This is a genomic window from Mycobacterium kiyosense (assembly GCA_021654635.1).
In the GTDB taxonomy this organism is placed as follows: Bacteria; Actinomycetota; Actinomycetes; order Mycobacteriales; family Mycobacteriaceae; genus Mycobacterium; species Mycobacterium kiyosense.
On the sequence record AP025179.1, the window covers coordinates 1,801,990 to 1,816,931 of the forward strand.

The following is a 14,942-nucleotide window of genomic DNA, read 5'->3' on the forward strand; positions in this document are numbered from 1 at the left end:
TTGCCCCTCATGACGAGGAGTACCACCAAGAGCCCTGGCCCTGACGCCGACGCCGTCCCCAATCCGCACGCCACCGCGGAACAGGTGGAGGCCGCGCGTCACGACAGCAAGCTCGCCCAGGTGCTCTACCACGACTGGGAAGCCGAGAACTACGACGAGAAGTGGTCGATCTCCTACGACCAGCGTTGCGTGGACTACGCCCGCGGCCGGTTCGACGCGATCGTCCCCGACGAGGTGATCCGCGAACTGCCCTACGACCGTGCCCTGGAACTGGGCTGCGGCACCGGCTTCTTCCTGCTCAACCTGATCCAGGCCGGGGTGGCCCGGCGCGGCTCGGTCACCGACCTGTCACCCGGCATGGTCAAGGTCGCCACCCGCAACGGCCAGTCGCTGGGCCTGGACATCGACGGCCGGGTCGCCGACGCCGAAGGCATCCCGTACGACGACAACACCTTCGACCTGGTGGTCGGGCACGCCGTCCTGCACCACATTCCCGACGTCGAACTCTCGCTGCGCGAGGTGATCCGGGTGCTCAAGCCGGGCGGCCGGTTTGTCTTCGCCGGTGAGCCGACCAGCGCCGGCAATGTCTACGCGCGCGGCCTGTCGACGCTGACCTGGCGGGTGGCCACCAACGTCACCAAGCTGCCCGGGCTGGGCAGTTGGCGCCGCCCGCAGGAAGAACTCGACGAGTCGAGCCGCGCTGCGGCGCTGGAGGCGATCGTGGACCTGCACACCTTCGCCCCCGAGGACCTGGAGCGGATGGCCGCCAGCGCCGGCGCGGTGGACGTCGAGACCGCCAGCGAGGAGTTCACCGCCGCGATGTTCGGCTGGCCGGTACGCACGTTCGAGGCCTCGGTGCCGCCCGGCCGGCTGGGCTGGGGCTGGGCGAAGTTCGCGTTCACCGGCTGGAAGGCGCTGAGCTGGGTGGACGCCAACGTCTGGCGGCACGTCGCGCCGAAGGGGTGGTTCTACAACGTGATGGTCACCGGGGTCAAACCCTCCTGAGCCTGTTCGACGTCGACGACGTCAGCTATCTGCGCTCGGATGCCGGCGCGGCGGCGCTGGCGGTGGTCGCCGATTTCGAGTTCGGTGCGGCCACCCGGATCGCCGACGTCGCCGCGGTGCGCTCCCGGTTCGGCGACCGGACCCCGCTTCTGGTGGAGACGACGCTGCTGCGCCGCAAGGCCGCCGGCAAGCTCGACGGACTCGGTGACGTGGCGAGCTGGTTGTTCACCGACGAGGCGCTGCAGCAGGCCACCGCGGCCCCGGTCGCCCTGCACCGCGCGGACCGGCTGGCCGGGCGGGTGGTGCACGACGCAACCTGTTCGATCGGCACCGAGTTGGCGGCGCTGCGGCCCGTGGCGGCCAGGACGATCGGCAGCGACCTCGACGCGGTCCGGCTGGCGATGGCACGGCACAACCTCGGCGCCGACGTGGATCTGTGCCGCGCCGACGCCCTGCGCCCGGTGACCCGCGGCGCCGTCGTCGTCGTCGACCCGGCGCGGCGCAGCGGTGGGCGGCGCCGGTTCAACCCGGCCGAGTACCAGCCGGCCCTGGATTCGCTGCTGCACACCTATCGGCGCTATGAGCTGGTCGTAAAATGTTCTCCCGGAATAGATTTCGACGAAGTTGGCCGGTTGGGGTTCGACGGCGAGATCGAGGTGACGTCCTGGCGCGGTTCGGTTCGCGAGGCCTGCCTGTGGTCGGCCGGACTGGCCGAGCCGGGCGTGCGCCGGCGCGCGACCGTCCTGGACCGCGGTGAGCAGGTCGCCGACACCGATCCCGACGACAGCGAGGTGCGGCCGGCCGGACGCTGGATCGTCGACCCCGACGGGGCCGTGGTGCGGGCGGGGCTGGTCCGGCAGTACGCGGCGCGGCACGGGTTGTGGCAACTCGACCCCGACATCGCCTACCTGTCCGGCGACCGGCTACCGCCCGGGGTGCGCGGCTTCGAGGTGCTCGATCAACTGGCCTACGACGAACGGCGCCTGCGCGCCGCGCTGTGGGCGCTGGACTGCGGGTCGGCCGAGATCCTGGTCCGCGGCGTGGGCGTGGACCCCGACGCGCTGCGCCGACGACTACGGCTGCGGGGAAGCAGTGCACTGTCGGTGGTGATCGCTCGCATCGGCACCGGCGCTGCCGGACGGCCGGTCGCCTACGTTTGCCGGGCCTCACGGTAACGCCGGGTACGCTGACGGCGAATTACAACTCAAGACACCTCCCTTCCTGGTCTGCGAGGACATTTCGACGATGCGTTACCGGATGGCGACCGCGGCGATGGCTGCTGCGCTCCTGTTGGGATGGCCGGCGGGCACCGCAGCGGCGGCGCCGCCGACGTGCGCCAACCTCGGTGGCTCGCTCGAGGGCCAGACCTGCCACATCCACCAGTCGGGTGGCACCTACACGCTGGACATCACCTATCCCGCTGACTACCCCGACCAGCAGGCGCTGACCGACTACATCACCCAGAACCGCGACGGGTTCGTCAACGTCGCCCAGGGATCTGGTCGGCGTGATCAGCCCTACCAGATGGATGCCACCAACGACCAGCACAGTTCCGGCCAGCCCCCGCACACCCGCAGCGTGGTGCTGAAGTTCTTCCAGGACCTCGGCGGGGCCCGCCCGTCGAACTGGTTCAAGTCGTTCAACTACAACCTGGTGTCCAAGCAGCCGATCACCTTCGACACTTTGTTCGCGCCCAACGCCAATGCGCTGGACACCATCTTCCCGATCGTGCAGCGTGAGCTGGAACATCAGAGCGGGCTGGGGCTGGCCATCTCGCCGGGCGCCGGACACGACCCGACCAATTACCAGAACTTCGCGATCACCGACGACGCGCTGATCTTCTATTTCGCGCAGGGCGAGCTGCTGCCGTCGTTCGCCGGTGCGACCCAGGTGCCGGTGCCGCGCAACGCCATCCCGCCGCTGGCGATCTAGCCACGGTGTTTGGCCGGCGCGCGGATTCGATTCTGCGGCCATGGCGAGAAAGTGCGAGTGGCCCACGCCCTGAGCGCAGCGTCGACGCGGTGCGTTTCGCCTGCGGTCACGCCGGTTCGAAGCTGTAGACCTGGCCGTCGCTGGTGCACACCACCACGCGGCGGTCCTTGCCGACCGACACCCCGACCGGCGTGCCGGTGGCCGCGGGCAGCGGATAGCTGTTGGTGGTTTGACCGTTCGACGGGTCGAACACCTGCAGCGACATACCCGGGTCGTTGTCGTGCGGCGGACCGCCGACCACCGCGTAGCCGACCCCGTCACCGGCCAGGCTCGACGTCGACAGCGCGGTGACGTCCTCGCGTCGCCAGGCCACTTCCGCGTGGTCGCCCTTGTCCCGGAATGCCGTCAGCCGCGCCTCGGGGCCACCACCGGACACGATCAGGCCCTGCGGGGTGACCGCGGGCGGTGTCTGCGGCGAAAAGCTCAGTGGCGCAGACCATTTCGGCTTTCCATCGGTGGAGTGCAGTGCCCACAGGCGCTGGTCGCGGCCGTTGACGTAGACCGTCGATCCGTCGGCGGACAGCACCGGCGAGCCCAGCACGCCGGCCCCCACCGCATCGGAGGTCCATTCGCGGGAGAGTTGGCCCGCGTGATATTTCAGCCCGACCAGTCCCGCGGCCGGCGCCCCCGGCTGCCAGACGCCGATCACCACCATCTCGGTGGCTTTCGAGAACGCGGGCGCGGCCGCCACCGGGCAGGCCGGGCGCGCCGGCGCGCAGTCGGCCAGCCCGCGCGCCGCATCGGCGGGGTCAACACCGTCCACCAGATCGATCGACGTGCCCACCACGGCGCCGCGGTGGGTGTCGAAGACCAGCAACTGTCCCAGGTGCGTACTGACCAGCAGGCGGCCGTCACCCAGGAACCGCGGAGTAGTCGGCATGCCGATCACCGGTTTGCGCCAGCGCGTCCACTGTGTCGGCGGGAACGAGATGATCGACCCCGGCTGCCCCACATACAGATTGTCGAAGCCGTCGAACAGCGGGCCGCCGAAGCCACCGCCCTGGACCAGCCGCAGGCACCAGCGTTGCCGCCCGTTGCCGATTTCCCACTCCATGAACGAACAGCCGCCCGGGGTCTGGGAATTGAGGGCCAGGAAACCTCGCGCACCCAGCGCCGGGCCGGCCGTCAGGCTGCCTTTGACCGAACGCGTCCAGCGCAGGGTCAGTTTGGCGGCGCCATTGGTCGGGGTGTAGCTGCTGTTGGCAGCGTCCGCGTACGGTGCGGGCCAGCCCAGCGCGGGCGCCGCGTCCACCCAGGAGTCGGTGTTGCCGCAACCGCCGAGCGCGAGGGTGAGCACAGCCACCAGAACGGCCGTCAGCAGGCGTCGGGCGAGCACGGGTTCCTTTCACGGTCGAGTCCAGGTGAGGGTAACGCGTGAGGCTATAGGTAGGCTTTCGGGCCATGACGAGCATGTGGGGTGCGCCGCTGCATCGCCGGTGGCGCGGCGGCCGGCTCAGGGACCCGCGCCAGGCCAAATTCCTCACCCTGGCATCGCTGCGATGGGTGTTGCGCAACAAGGCCTACACGCCGTGGTACCTGGTGCGCTACTGGCGGCTGCTGAAGTTCAAGCTGCAGAACCCCCACATCATCACCCGCGGCATGGTGTTCCTCGGCAAGGGCGTGGAGATCCACTGCACGCCCGAGCTTGCGCAGCTCGAGATCGGCCGCTGGGTGCACATCGGAGACAAGAACACCATCCGCGCCCACGAGGGTTCGCTGCGCTTCGGCGACAAGGTGGTGCTCGGCCGCGACAACGTCGTCAACTGCTATCTGGACATCGAGCTCGGCGACTCCGCGCTGATGGCCGACTGGTGCTACATCTGCGATTTCGACCACCGCATGGACGACATCACGCTGCCGATCAAGGACCAGGGCATCATCAAGTCGCCGGTGCGGATCGGCCCGGACACCTGGATCGGTGTGAAGGTGTCGGTATTGCGCGGCACCTCCGTCGGGCGCGGCTGCGTGCTCGGATCGCACGCCGTGGTGCGCGGTGTCATCCCGGACTATTCGATCGCCGTCGGCGCCCCGGCGAAAGTGGTGAAGAACCGCAAGCTGTCCTGGGAGACCTCGGCCGCGCAACGCGCCGAGTTGGCCGCCGCCCTGGCCGATATCGAGCGCAAGAAAGCGTCCCATTCCTGAGGCTGATCAGGGGTTGCGGGTCATACCGCGATGCTGTTCGATCAACCGTGTCGGGCGCGGTAATTCGCCCAAATCCAGCGGTAGAAGGGAGCCCGGATGAAGCCGGCAAATGCAGTGGTGGGCTTGGCGGCGGCCGTGGCGCTGAGTGTGTTGGCCCCCGCGTGCGGCAGCAACGACGAAAAGGCTCCGGCCTCGTCCTCCTCGACGACGTCGGCGACCGGTTCGAGCAGCGCATCGGCAACCGCAACATCGTCCACCGCGGCGTCCGCCGACTACACCAACCTGCTGGTACCGCTCACCGATCTGCAGCCGCTCTCGGGTGACCCGCTGCAGGTCGGGCAGCCGGCCTCCCCGACCAACGATCCTCCCGGTGTGGAAGGAACGTTCCGGAACGCCAAGGGCGACAACATCATCAGCTTCAATATCGCCGTCCTGCCGGACGCTGCGGCCGCGGTCAAGGCGATGAGTGGCACGGTGGGGATTCTGGACAATTGGGTGGTCGGCGGCACCCCGCAACCCGTCGCGGTAGGCAACGGGGGAACCGCGGCGCTGGGTACATCGCCGGACAAGACCAAAGCCGTGACCGTGCTGCTGTTCACCGAAGGGAGGGCGTCGGTGACGATTCACTTCGAAGGCCCCCCGGGCGACGCCGCCCCGATCGATTTCGCCACCGCGGTAGCCGAGAAGCAGGACGCCACCATCAAGAAGAACTTGCCGGCGTAGTACTCGCCGCGTCGCAAGCGGCGGTGCTGGACGGCTGGCCGCACCCCCGGAACCGGGCCGCGAACCGGATGCCCTCAGCTGATGTCACCGTAGCGCCGCAACGCCTCTTGACGTTCTCTGGCATGGTCGACGATCGGCGCAGGGTATCCGTCGGGTCGGTCGCCCTTGATCAGATGGACATCGTCGACGTCGGCCAACTCGGGTACCCAGCGCCGGATGTAAGCGCCGGTCGGGTCGAACTTCTCGCCCTGCTTGGTCGGGTTGAACACCCGGAAGTACGGCGCGGCGTCGGTGCCGCTGCCCGCGCACCACTGCCAGCCGTGCTGGTTGTTGGCCATATCGCCGTCGACGAGTTGCCGCAGAAACCAGCGCGCGCCCCACTGCCACGGCAGGTGCAGATCCTTGACCAGAAACGACGCAACGATCATGCGCACCCGATTGTGCATGAACCCGGTCTCGCGTAGCTGCCGCATGCCTGCGTCGACGATCGGGAACCCGGTTTTGCCGGCAGTCCAGGACTCGAAGCGCTGGTCGGCATCCTGGCCGGTGTCGGTTCGGATGGCGTCGAAGTCGCCGTTCCAGTTGTGCCACACACTGTCCGGCCAGTGATAGAGCACTGCGGCGTAGAAGTCGCGAAAAGCCAACTGCCGCAAGTATTCCTGAGTGCCGTTGCGTCTCATGTCCAGGGCGGCGGCCATGGTCCGGGGATGGATGGTGCCGAACTTGAGGTGCGCCGACATCCGGCTGGTGCCCGCCAGATCCGGCCGGTTGCGGTCCTTGCCGTAGCGGTCCATGCCGTCGCCCACGAACTCTGCCCACTGCGAAAGTGCCTGCGCTTCGCCGGCGGCGACGTCCAACGTCACGCCCGGGTTCGGGATCTCGGCCGGCTGGAGTGCCTTACCCTGCACCCGGGACGGGTCGAGCCAGGACGCCGTTTCCGTGCCTGTCTGGGCCGGCGCCCGCCACCCGGCGTCGCGCCATCTGCCGTAGAACGGCGTGAACACCTTGTACGGGGTGCCGTCGTCCTTGGTCACCCGGCCCGGGGAAACCAGGTACGGCGAGCCCGTCGGCACCAGCGGCACCTCGCCCAGCGCTTCGCGCACCCGCTCGTCGCGGCGTCGCCCGAACGGTGCGAAGTCCTCGGAGATGTGCACTGCCGATGCGTCGATCTCGTTGGCCAACTGGGGGATTCGTTGCTCTGGCGGTCCCCGGACCACCAGCAGGCGCCCGTCCAGATCTTGTTGCAACTGACGCAGCGAGTCACCCAGAAACTGCAGGCGGCGCTGGCCGGAGGATTTCTCCAACTGCGGGTCGAGCACGAAACAGGCCAGCGTGTGGTCGCTTTCGGCGGCGGCGGCCAGCGCGGGATGGTCCCGCAAGCGCAGGTCGCGACGAAACCACAGCAGGCTGACCATTATTCAGCGGTTGAGCTGCCAGACCCGGGTGGCCAGCAAGGTGGCGAACACGCACCACAACGGGTAGGGGAGCAATGCCAGGCCGGCTCTGCGGTCCGCGGCGGCGGTGCGCCGGGTGAGGTCGGCGCTGCTGGCGGTCAGCGCGACGGCGCCCAACGCCGCGGCGCCGAGCTTGTGCCAGCCGAAGAACAGCCAACTCCACACCGCATTGATCGCCAGGTTCACGCTCAGGGCCGCAACGTATTTGCGTGCTTCGTCGTCCTGGCCGGTCTCGCGGTACCGATCGATGGCCGTCGCGGAACTGACCGCGATGTCGGTGTAGAGCGAAGTCCACGCGACCGGAAACACCGGACCGGGCGGCACGTAGGACGGCTTGCGCAGCCCCTCATACCAACCGGGAGTGCGTGCCGGGCTGGCCACCGTTCCCGAGACGGCGACCGCCGCAACGGCCAGCCCAGTGGCGGCGAGTGTCTTTCGATTCATATCGACTCCTTCCGGTTCAGGGCGGCAGGCCACCAGATGCGGTCCCCGATCAGCGCGAACAGCGCCGGGATCACCAGGGTGCGCACCACGAAGGTGTCCAGCAGAATGCCCAGTCCAACAATGATGCCCAACTGGGTCATCACGATCAGCGGCAACACTCCCAACACGCAAAAGACCGCTGCCAGAACAATTCCCGCGCTGGTGATGACGCCGCCGGTGACCGAGACCGCGCGGACCATCCCGTCCCGTGCGCCGTGTTCGGCGGCCTCCTCGCGGGCGCGGGTGACCAGGAAGATGGTGTAGTCGACACCGAGTGCGGCCAGAAACAGGAAGGCGTACAGCGGGGCGATGTTGTCCAGCGCGGGAAAACCGACCACATGCATGCTCGCCCAGCCGCCGAGGCCCAGCGCCGCCAGCGCCCCGAGGATCGTCGCCGCCAGCAGCGTCGGCGGCGCCAGGGCCGAGCGCAGCAGCACGTAGAGCACCAGCAGGATGACCGCCAGGATCGCCGGGATGAGCAGATCTCTATCGTGTACCGCCGCATCGCGCGCGTCCAGCGCCTGCGCGTCGGGGCCGCCCACCACGGAGTTAAACGACGCGGTCGAATTACGCAGCGCCGCAATCGTTTTGAAAGCCTGCGGGGAGGACGGCGCGGCATCGGTCACCACGGACCATTTCGTCAGCCCGGCCGGCGACGTGCCGGCGGGACGGGCCGAGACCACGCCGGGAGTGGCGGTGATGGCCTGCTGCACCTGCGCCGATCGGTCGGTGGGGGCGATCACCTCGGTCGGGTTGGCCGACCCTGCCGGAAAGTGCGCAGCCACGACGTCGTACCCGGTCACCGAATCCGCCCGGACGCGGAATTGTTCGGTTTGGGTGAGACCGATGCGCACGCTCAGCAGTCCGGTCGCCAGCGCGGCCAGCACTACGACGGTGAGGGAGGCGACCAGCGCCGGCCGGCGTGCCACCGATTCGGCGACGCGGTGCCAGACGCCGGACTCAGACGGTGCCGGGTCGTCCTGCTGCTCGGGTTGCGGGACGAACGGCCAGAACAGGCGCCGCCCGCACAACGCCAGCAACGGCGGCAGCAGCAGCAGGACCGACAGCACGGCGACCAGCAGTCCGCACGCGGCTAGCGCACCCAGGCTGCGGGTGCTCGGTGTCCAGGCGGCGATCAGCGTGAGCAGCGCCAGTACCACGGTGGCGTTGCTCGCCACGATCGCCGGCCCGGCCGCCCGCACCGCCCGGGCCAGCGCGTCGCGATGGTCGCTGTGACGCCGAAGTTCTTGGCGGTAGCGCGAAATCAGCAGCAGCGCATAGTTGGTGCCCGCGCCGAACACCAACACGCTGGTGATGCCGGACGTGGAACCGTCGAAGCTGAGCCCGGTCAGCGACGCCACCGCGGTGCCCACCGCAGCGGCCATCCGGTCGGCGAAGGCGATCACCAGCAACGGCACCAGCCACAGCACGGGGGAGCGGTAGGTGGCGATCAACAGCAGAGCCACCACCGATGCGGTGACCGCGAGCAGCGTGATGTTGGCTCCGGCGAACGCGTTCGCGATGTCGGCACCGAACGCCGGCCCGCCGGTGACGTGTGCGGCCATGCCCGCCGGTAGACCCGTCGCGGCTGCATCGCGTTGCGCAGCTACGGCGTCGTTGAGGGACATGCCGGACAGGTCGGCGCTGATCGGAACCACTGCGATGGCGGCCCTCCCGTCTTCTGACACCAGCACCGGGGCGGCGGCGCCGCCGGGTTGGCCTGCGCCGGCGGCGGCCAACATCCGATTGCGGGCGTCCTCACCCGCCTGCTGGAGCGCGGCGCGGTCGGCGGCGCCGTCGACCCGATTGACCACCACGATCAGCGGGACCCGGTCACCACCGGGAAACTGTTTGGACAGCGTCTGTACCTTCGCGGAATCTGAATCGGTTGGCACCACAGGCGGCGCCTGGCCTGCTGCGGCATTCCCCCCGATCAGCACCATGAAACCGACGGACACCAGAAAAACGCCCAAGGCGAGCAGCCACGAGCGACGGCCCGTGACCGCGGTCGCGAGTCTCTGCCAGATCACCGATCAAGTATTTCAGTAGCTGAAACTTTAATCAACTGAAGTGAACCTGACATAGGGATATGCTGCTGGCGTAATGGACCCTGATGAGCAGTCCTCCGGACGCGCTGCGTTGGAGGAGATGATCGCGGCCGATCTGCGCGAGATGTCGACCGAATCCGACCAGATCGGCCGCCTTTTCGCGGTCTCACATGCCGTGCGACCCACCGACTTTCGTGCCCTGCTCCATATCATGGTCGCCGAGACGGCCGGCCGGCCGATGACTTCCGGCGACCTGAGCGAACAAATGGGCATGTCGGGAGCCGCCATCACCTATCTGGTGGACAGGCTCATCGATTCGGGTCATATCCGGCGTGATTCGCATCCGGCCGACCGGCGAAAAGTCGTGCTGCGCTACGCCGATCCCGGGCTGCAGACCGCCCGCTCGTTCTTCACCCCGCTGGGCGGTCACGTGCACCGCGGCTTGAGCGAACTGTCCGATGCGGACCTGGCCGCCGCGCACCGGGTTTTCGGAGCCCTCATCGGTTCGATGCGCGACTTTCGCACGGAGTTGCGCTCCGCTAAGCCGTGATGGGTTGGACGCGTCGTCAGGAAGCGTCACCGAGGAGCTGCAACGCCTCCGGAACCGATCTGACCAGCGGCAGGCAGTGGTCGCTCACGACGCGCAGCAACGGCCGCATCGCGATGCCACTCACCATGCTGCACGCCGTGCTCAGAGACAGCAGCTCCTGGAAACCTTCCATGCCGATGAAACGCAGGTGGCTCAGGTCCAGGATCAGCGGGCGTTTCGCGTTGCTCGCGTGGCGAACCGCGGCTCCGACGAGTTCGGCGTTGGACGCGTCTATCTCACCGTCGACGCGAAGTACGGTGGCAAGGTTGCGCGAATAGTGGCACATGCGGGCCCGGCCTGAGTCGAAGACCGGCCGGCATGGGGGATGATCTGGTATTTCCGTTGAATCGACAGCGTGCATCACAAGGGTCATCCGGTATCTGGAAACGAGCGGGCCTGCTCAGTGGGTTCAGCTGTGTCATCAACTGCCGATAGTCTAGCGCGCTCCAGCTGGTGGCGGCCGGATTCGCTACCGGGACAACCGAAAATGTGGACACCGTTCGCTTAAATTGATGAATCATTCACTTACTGAAATACCTAACGGCAGTGCGGGTAGACTCGGCCCGATGGCACTACCACTGGGTTCGGTTGTTCAAGGCATCGGCAAGATCATCACCGGGGCGGCTTCGGTGGTGGGTTACCGGCACGGCACCGAGGAACCTGCATACAGCTCCGAGGACCTGGCCGGCGGTGTCCAGATCCGGCGCTACGGCGCTCGGGTGGCCGCCGAGACCACGGTCCGCGCCGACGAAGTCGCCGCCCGCAGCCGAGGATTCCGGACGTTGGCCCGCTACATTTTCGGCGGCAACCACACCCGGTCCGAGATCGCGATGACGGCTCCGGTGCAGCAGCAGGGCGCCGGACGGCCGGGTCGCAAAATCGCGATGACGGCGCCGGTCGCCCAAGAGTCCCGCGGCGACCGAGAATGGGTCATCCGATTCTTCATGCCGGCCGACCAGACGCTGGACACCCTGCCCGAACCCGACGACCCCGCAGTCAGGCTGGTAGAAGTCCCGCCGCAGACGGTCGCGGTGCGGCGCTTCACCGGCAGTCGCAGCAGCCGTGCGGTGGCCGCGCAGACCGACAAGCTGCTGAACACGCTGCGCGATTTCGGATTCCAGACCACCGACACCCCGGTGGCGTGGTTCTACGACCCACCCTGGACGCTTCCGCTGCTGCGCCGCAACGAGATCGCTGTTCCGGTTTCCACCGCATGAGCGCCGAGCAGGCCGAAATGGCGTTTCGCAAACGCCGGCACATCGACGTGTGCCGCTACGAAGACGTCGACTTCGCCTCCGTGACCACCGGATTGGAGCGCTATCGGCTGTCCTACAACGCGCTGACGCAGACCAGCCTCGACGACATCGATTTGTCCGCCGAATTCCTCGGCGCCCGATTGCGGGCACCCGTCCTGGTGGGTGCGATGACCGGTGGCGCGGAGTTGTCCCGCACCATCAACCGGAACCTGGCCACCGCCGCCCAGCGACTCGGCATCGGGATGATGCTCGGGTCGCAACGCGTCATGCTGGACAGCGTCCGCGGTGAACGCGCGGCGGCCAGCTTCACGGTGCGCGACGTTGCCCCCGACGTGCTGCTGATCGGCAACATCGGCTTGTCCCAGTTCACCAAGGACGCGGTACCGGACATCGTGCAGGCGCTGGACCGGGTCGAGGCCAATATCCTTGCCGTGCATGCCAATCCGTTGCAGGAGGCGGTGCAGCACGACGGCGACACCGACTTCGCCGGCTCCATCGACCGGCTGCACGACGTGACCGCGATGCTGGACTATCCGGTGCTGCTCAAGGAGGTCGGTCACGGCATCGGCGCGCACGCGGTGGCCGAACTGTTGGGTCGCACCGGTGAACCGCCGGTGGCGGCCATCGACGTCGCCGGCGCCGGTGGCACGTCCTGGTCGCGCGTCGAGCAACTGGTCCGCTACGGCGAACTGCGGTATCCCGACCTCGCCGAATGGGGAATACCGACCGCGCAGGCGCTGCTCGAGGTGCGCGCCGCGCTGCCGGCCATCCCGCTGGTCGCCTCCGGGGGCATCCGGTCCGGCATGGACGCGGCGAAGGCGATCGCGCTGGGCGCCGACGTCGTCGCCGTCGCGCGCCCCCTGCTATCGGCGGCCATCGAGTCCGCGGCGGCGGCCACCGCCTGGTTGCAGCACTTCATCGACGAGCTTCGGATCTGCTTACACGGCTGCGGCGCAGCAGATTTGGCGGCGCTGCGCGCGCTCGGCGCGACCTCCGCCTAGGCTGACCCCATGGCGGTGATCCTGGCCTACGGTTCGCCCGCGCTCGGCCACCTGTACCCCATGGCTGCGCTGCTGCGCGAGCTCGCAGTGCGGGGACACCGAGTTCACTTGCGCACCATGGCTTCTGGCGTCGGTGCGATGCGCCGGCACGGACTGCACGCCGAGCCCGTCGATCCGCGGATCGAGGCGATCGTCAGCCGGGACTGGCTGGCGCCGGACTCGTTGAGCGTGCTGAAGATGACGCTGGACGTGCTGTGCCGGCGCGCCGTGCTAGAAGTCGAGGAGCTCAATAACGCGATCGAACGGGTGCGCCCCGACGCGCTCGTCGTCGACGCCAACTGCTGGGGCGCGATCTCGGCGGCCGAGGCCAGTGCCTCCAATGGGCCTGCCTGGTGCGTCTTTTCGCCGTTCACACCGTATCTGAGCTCCCGGTACGCGCCGCCGTTCGGGCCCGGCCTGCGCCCGCTGCCCGGTCTCGTCGGCCGGGTCCGCGACGCGTCCATGCGGCCCTTCGTCCGCCACCTGCTCGACCGGCCGGTGTCGCCGCGTATCAACACCATTCGACGTCAACTGGGCATACCGCCGATCGACTCGGTGGATGCGCTGATGCGCCGGGCGCCGATGCTGCTCGCGGTGGGTGGCGAACCGTTCGAATACCCGCACCCGGACTGGGGCGACGCCGTGCACTTCCTCGGCGCGTGCGCGTTCGAACCGGACGCGGCCGCGGCCGCCCCGGCCTGGCTGTCCGCGATCGAGCGGCCGATCGTGTTGGTCAGCACATCGTCGGTGGCCCAGGCCGACGCCAAACTCGGCGAGGTGGCGCTGCGGGCACTGGCCGATGCGCCGGTCCACGTCGTCGCCACCTTCCCCGCAGGCATCCCCACCGGCTTACCGCGGACGCCGAACGCCACGGTGTGCCGGTTCGTCCCGCACTCCGCGGTGCTGGACCGGGCGATCTGCGCCGTCACCCACGGCGGCATGGGCACCACGGTGAAAGCTTTGGATCGCGGCGTTCCGGTGTGCGCGGTGCCCTTCGCGCGCGACCAGGCCGAGGTCGCGCGCCGGGTGCAGGTCGCCGGCTGCGGGACCCGGCTGCCCGCGAAGCATCTCACGGTCAAGAGGTTGCGACGTGCGGTCCTGACGGCAGCGACGCTGGGCGAGGGTGCTCGCCGGGTGGCCGCAGGTTTCGCGGCCACCGGAGGGGTGGCCCGCGGCGCGGACCTGATCGAGCAGCGCCTGCTGTCCGGGATCGGCGCTACTTCGGCGCTCCCTGACGCCGGCCGGCGGTTTTCTTCCGGGGCTGAGCGGAAGCTTGCGGGCTGGGGGTGACCAGGTCGGCCTCGAACTCCGACATGGCGGTCACCATCGCCGTGAACACCCGATGGGCGGCGATGAGGTCCCGGTCGCTGAGGTCGGACAAGGCGTCGCTGAGACGAGCGCCGAGCGGCTGGAAAAAGCCCTGCGCCAGCGACATGCCGCGGGTCTGGTATCGCAGCAACCACTTGCGCCGATCGTCGGGATCGGGATCGCGACGGATGTGGCCCGACTCGATCATCCGGTCCACCAGATAGGTGATTGCGGCGGGGGAGACGTCCATGTGTTGTCGCAACTGCGCGAGGGTCAGCGGCTCACCGACCGTCTCGGCCACCATGATGTGCAGCAACGCATGGAAGTCGCTGCTGCTGACGTCGTTCATGCGGGCGAAATGGCGACCGATGCGGTCGGACTGCGCGGTGATCGCCCGCATGTCGGCCGACAGCATTTTCTCCAGCTCAACGCGGCTGGACGGCGCTTCGCTAGCGCGGCGTTTGGTCACCTAACTGTGTCCCTCATCAGCTACCCACAGTACGGCGTCGCGGATTCACCGTCCGCCTAACCGGCCCCCACCGCGTGCGCGCCGCTGAACAGCCAAGACGATCCACGACACCGCGGCCGCCAGGAAGGCAAACGACTGGGCGGCGCCGATCCGATTTGCCGGCAGCATCACCCCGTCCACGTAATGGCCGATGAAACCCGCCGCCGGTAGGGGGTCCATGCCCGCCCGGTCCCGCGCCCACTTCTCCAGCGAGGTCAGCGGACAGGGGAGTTCCAGTGCCACCACCGCCGCGCCCCAGCACACCGTGGGCACGTGCAGCCAGAACGTTCGAGGCCAGCGCATCGCGAGAAAGCCGCCGCTGGGCAGGTAAACCAGGTAGGCGATGTGGGTCGCGACAGCGCCGGCCACCATCGCTGTGTAGGGCTTTTTCATC

16 protein-coding genes are annotated in these 14,942 nt (G+C 68.5%); 9 read left to right on the forward strand and 7 right to left on the reverse strand.

Annotation, left to right across the window (positions count from 1 at the left end; genetic code table 11):
• Positions 1 to 9: 9 nt before the first annotated feature.
• The 3 genes from L6444_RS08560 (at position 10) to L6444_RS08570 (ending at position 2,937) form a co-directional block, all read left to right on the forward strand.
• On the forward strand, positions 10 to 1,005 hold the full coding sequence (locus tag L6444_RS08560; protein ID WP_236981705.1) for a class I SAM-dependent methyltransferase: 996 nt from the start codon (positions 10 to 12) through the stop codon (positions 1,003 to 1,005).
• Positions 1,006 to 1,007: 2 nt separating this feature from the next.
• Complete coding sequence (locus L6444_RS08565) at positions 1,008 to 2,180, forward strand: THUMP-like domain-containing protein (protein ID WP_236983934.1); 1,173 nt, start codon at positions 1,008 to 1,010, stop codon at positions 2,178 to 2,180.
• A 70-nt stretch (positions 2,181 to 2,250) separates the two neighbouring features.
• Complete coding sequence (locus L6444_RS08570; protein ID WP_236981706.1) at positions 2,251 to 2,937, forward strand: esterase; 687 nt, start codon at positions 2,251 to 2,253, stop codon at positions 2,935 to 2,937.
• A gap of 106 nt (positions 2,938 to 3,043) precedes the next feature.
• Here L6444_RS08570 and L6444_RS08575 read toward each other — a convergent pair whose 3' ends face one another.
• Entirely contained in the window at positions 3,044 to 4,333 is a 1,290-nt protein-coding gene (locus L6444_RS08575) for an outer membrane protein assembly factor BamB family protein (RefSeq protein ID WP_236981707.1), read from the reverse strand.
• A 65-nt stretch (positions 4,334 to 4,398) separates the two neighbouring features.
• Here L6444_RS08575 and L6444_RS08580 point away from each other — a divergent pair, with 65 nt between their 5' ends.
• Positions 4,399 to 5,139, forward strand: coding sequence for an acyltransferase (locus tag L6444_RS08580; protein WP_236981708.1), 741 nt, complete (start codon positions 4,399 to 4,401; stop codon positions 5,137 to 5,139).
• A 96-nt stretch (positions 5,140 to 5,235) separates the two neighbouring features.
• Complete coding sequence (locus L6444_RS08585; protein ID WP_236981709.1) at positions 5,236 to 5,862, forward strand: hypothetical protein; 627 nt, start codon at positions 5,236 to 5,238, stop codon at positions 5,860 to 5,862.
• A 74-nt stretch (positions 5,863 to 5,936) separates the two neighbouring features.
• Here L6444_RS08585 and L6444_RS08590 read toward each other — a convergent pair whose 3' ends face one another.
• The 3 genes from L6444_RS08590 to L6444_RS08600 are packed head-to-tail and all read right to left on the reverse strand — an operon-like array spanning position 5,937 to position 9,829.
• Complete coding sequence (locus L6444_RS08590) at positions 5,937 to 7,277, reverse strand: cryptochrome/photolyase family protein (RefSeq protein WP_236981710.1); 1,341 nt, start codon at positions 7,275 to 7,277, stop codon at positions 5,937 to 5,939.
• Between the two features lie 3 nt (positions 7,278 to 7,280).
• Positions 7,281 to 7,760 carry a TspO/MBR family protein gene (locus L6444_RS08595; protein ID WP_236981711.1) on the reverse strand — a complete coding sequence of 160 codons (480 nt, stop codon included), beginning with the start codon at positions 7,758 to 7,760 and terminating at the stop codon, positions 7,281 to 7,283.
• Positions 7,757 to 9,829: an MMPL family transporter gene (locus tag L6444_RS08600; RefSeq protein WP_236981712.1), complete on the reverse strand. Its 2,073-nt coding sequence runs from the start codon at positions 9,827 to 9,829 to the stop codon at positions 7,757 to 7,759. Before L6444_RS08600 ends, L6444_RS08595 begins: the two co-directional genes overlap by 4 nt.
• A gap of 73 nt (positions 9,830 to 9,902) precedes the next feature.
• Here L6444_RS08600 and L6444_RS08605 point away from each other — a divergent pair, with 73 nt between their 5' ends.
• Positions 9,903 to 10,397, forward strand: a complete 495-nt coding sequence (locus L6444_RS08605) for a MarR family winged helix-turn-helix transcriptional regulator (protein WP_236981713.1) — start codon at positions 9,903 to 9,905, stop codon at positions 10,395 to 10,397.
• A gap of 16 nt (positions 10,398 to 10,413) precedes the next feature.
• Here the strand turns inward: L6444_RS08605 and L6444_RS08610 are convergent, their stop codons facing one another.
• Complete coding sequence (locus L6444_RS08610) at positions 10,414 to 10,722, reverse strand: STAS domain-containing protein (RefSeq protein WP_236981714.1); 309 nt, start codon at positions 10,720 to 10,722, stop codon at positions 10,414 to 10,416.
• Positions 10,723 to 11,002: 280 nt separating this feature from the next.
• On the opposite strand from L6444_RS08610, the gene L6444_RS08615 reads away from it, so the two are divergent.
• From L6444_RS08615 to L6444_RS08625, 3 genes are read left to right on the forward strand one after another with little or no spacing between them, the layout of a single operon-like run.
• Positions 11,003 to 11,653, forward strand: coding sequence for an SOUL family heme-binding protein (locus L6444_RS08615; RefSeq protein ID WP_236981715.1), 651 nt, complete (start codon positions 11,003 to 11,005; stop codon positions 11,651 to 11,653).
• Positions 11,650 to 12,693 carry a type 2 isopentenyl-diphosphate Delta-isomerase gene (gene fni, locus L6444_RS08620; RefSeq protein ID WP_236981716.1) on the forward strand — a complete coding sequence of 348 codons (1,044 nt, stop codon included), beginning with the start codon at positions 11,650 to 11,652 and terminating at the stop codon, positions 12,691 to 12,693. Before L6444_RS08615 ends, fni begins: the two co-directional genes overlap by 4 nt.
• Before the next feature lie 9 nt (positions 12,694 to 12,702).
• Positions 12,703 to 14,022: a glycosyltransferase gene (locus L6444_RS08625; RefSeq protein WP_236981717.1), complete on the forward strand. Its 1,320-nt coding sequence runs from the start codon at positions 12,703 to 12,705 to the stop codon at positions 14,020 to 14,022.
• Here L6444_RS08625 and L6444_RS08630 read toward each other — a convergent pair.
• Both L6444_RS08630 and L6444_RS08635 read right to left on the reverse strand, forming a co-directional pair.
• Positions 13,949 to 14,509, reverse strand: coding sequence for a MarR family winged helix-turn-helix transcriptional regulator (locus L6444_RS08630; protein ID WP_236981718.1), 561 nt, complete (start codon positions 14,507 to 14,509; stop codon positions 13,949 to 13,951). The genes L6444_RS08625 and L6444_RS08630 overlap by 74 nt on opposite strands.
• Before the next feature lie 45 nt (positions 14,510 to 14,554).
• Positions 14,555 to 14,941, reverse strand: a complete 387-nt coding sequence (locus L6444_RS08635; RefSeq protein ID WP_236981719.1) for a DUF2784 domain-containing protein — start codon at positions 14,939 to 14,941, stop codon at positions 14,555 to 14,557.
• Position 14,942 lies beyond the last annotated feature (1 nt).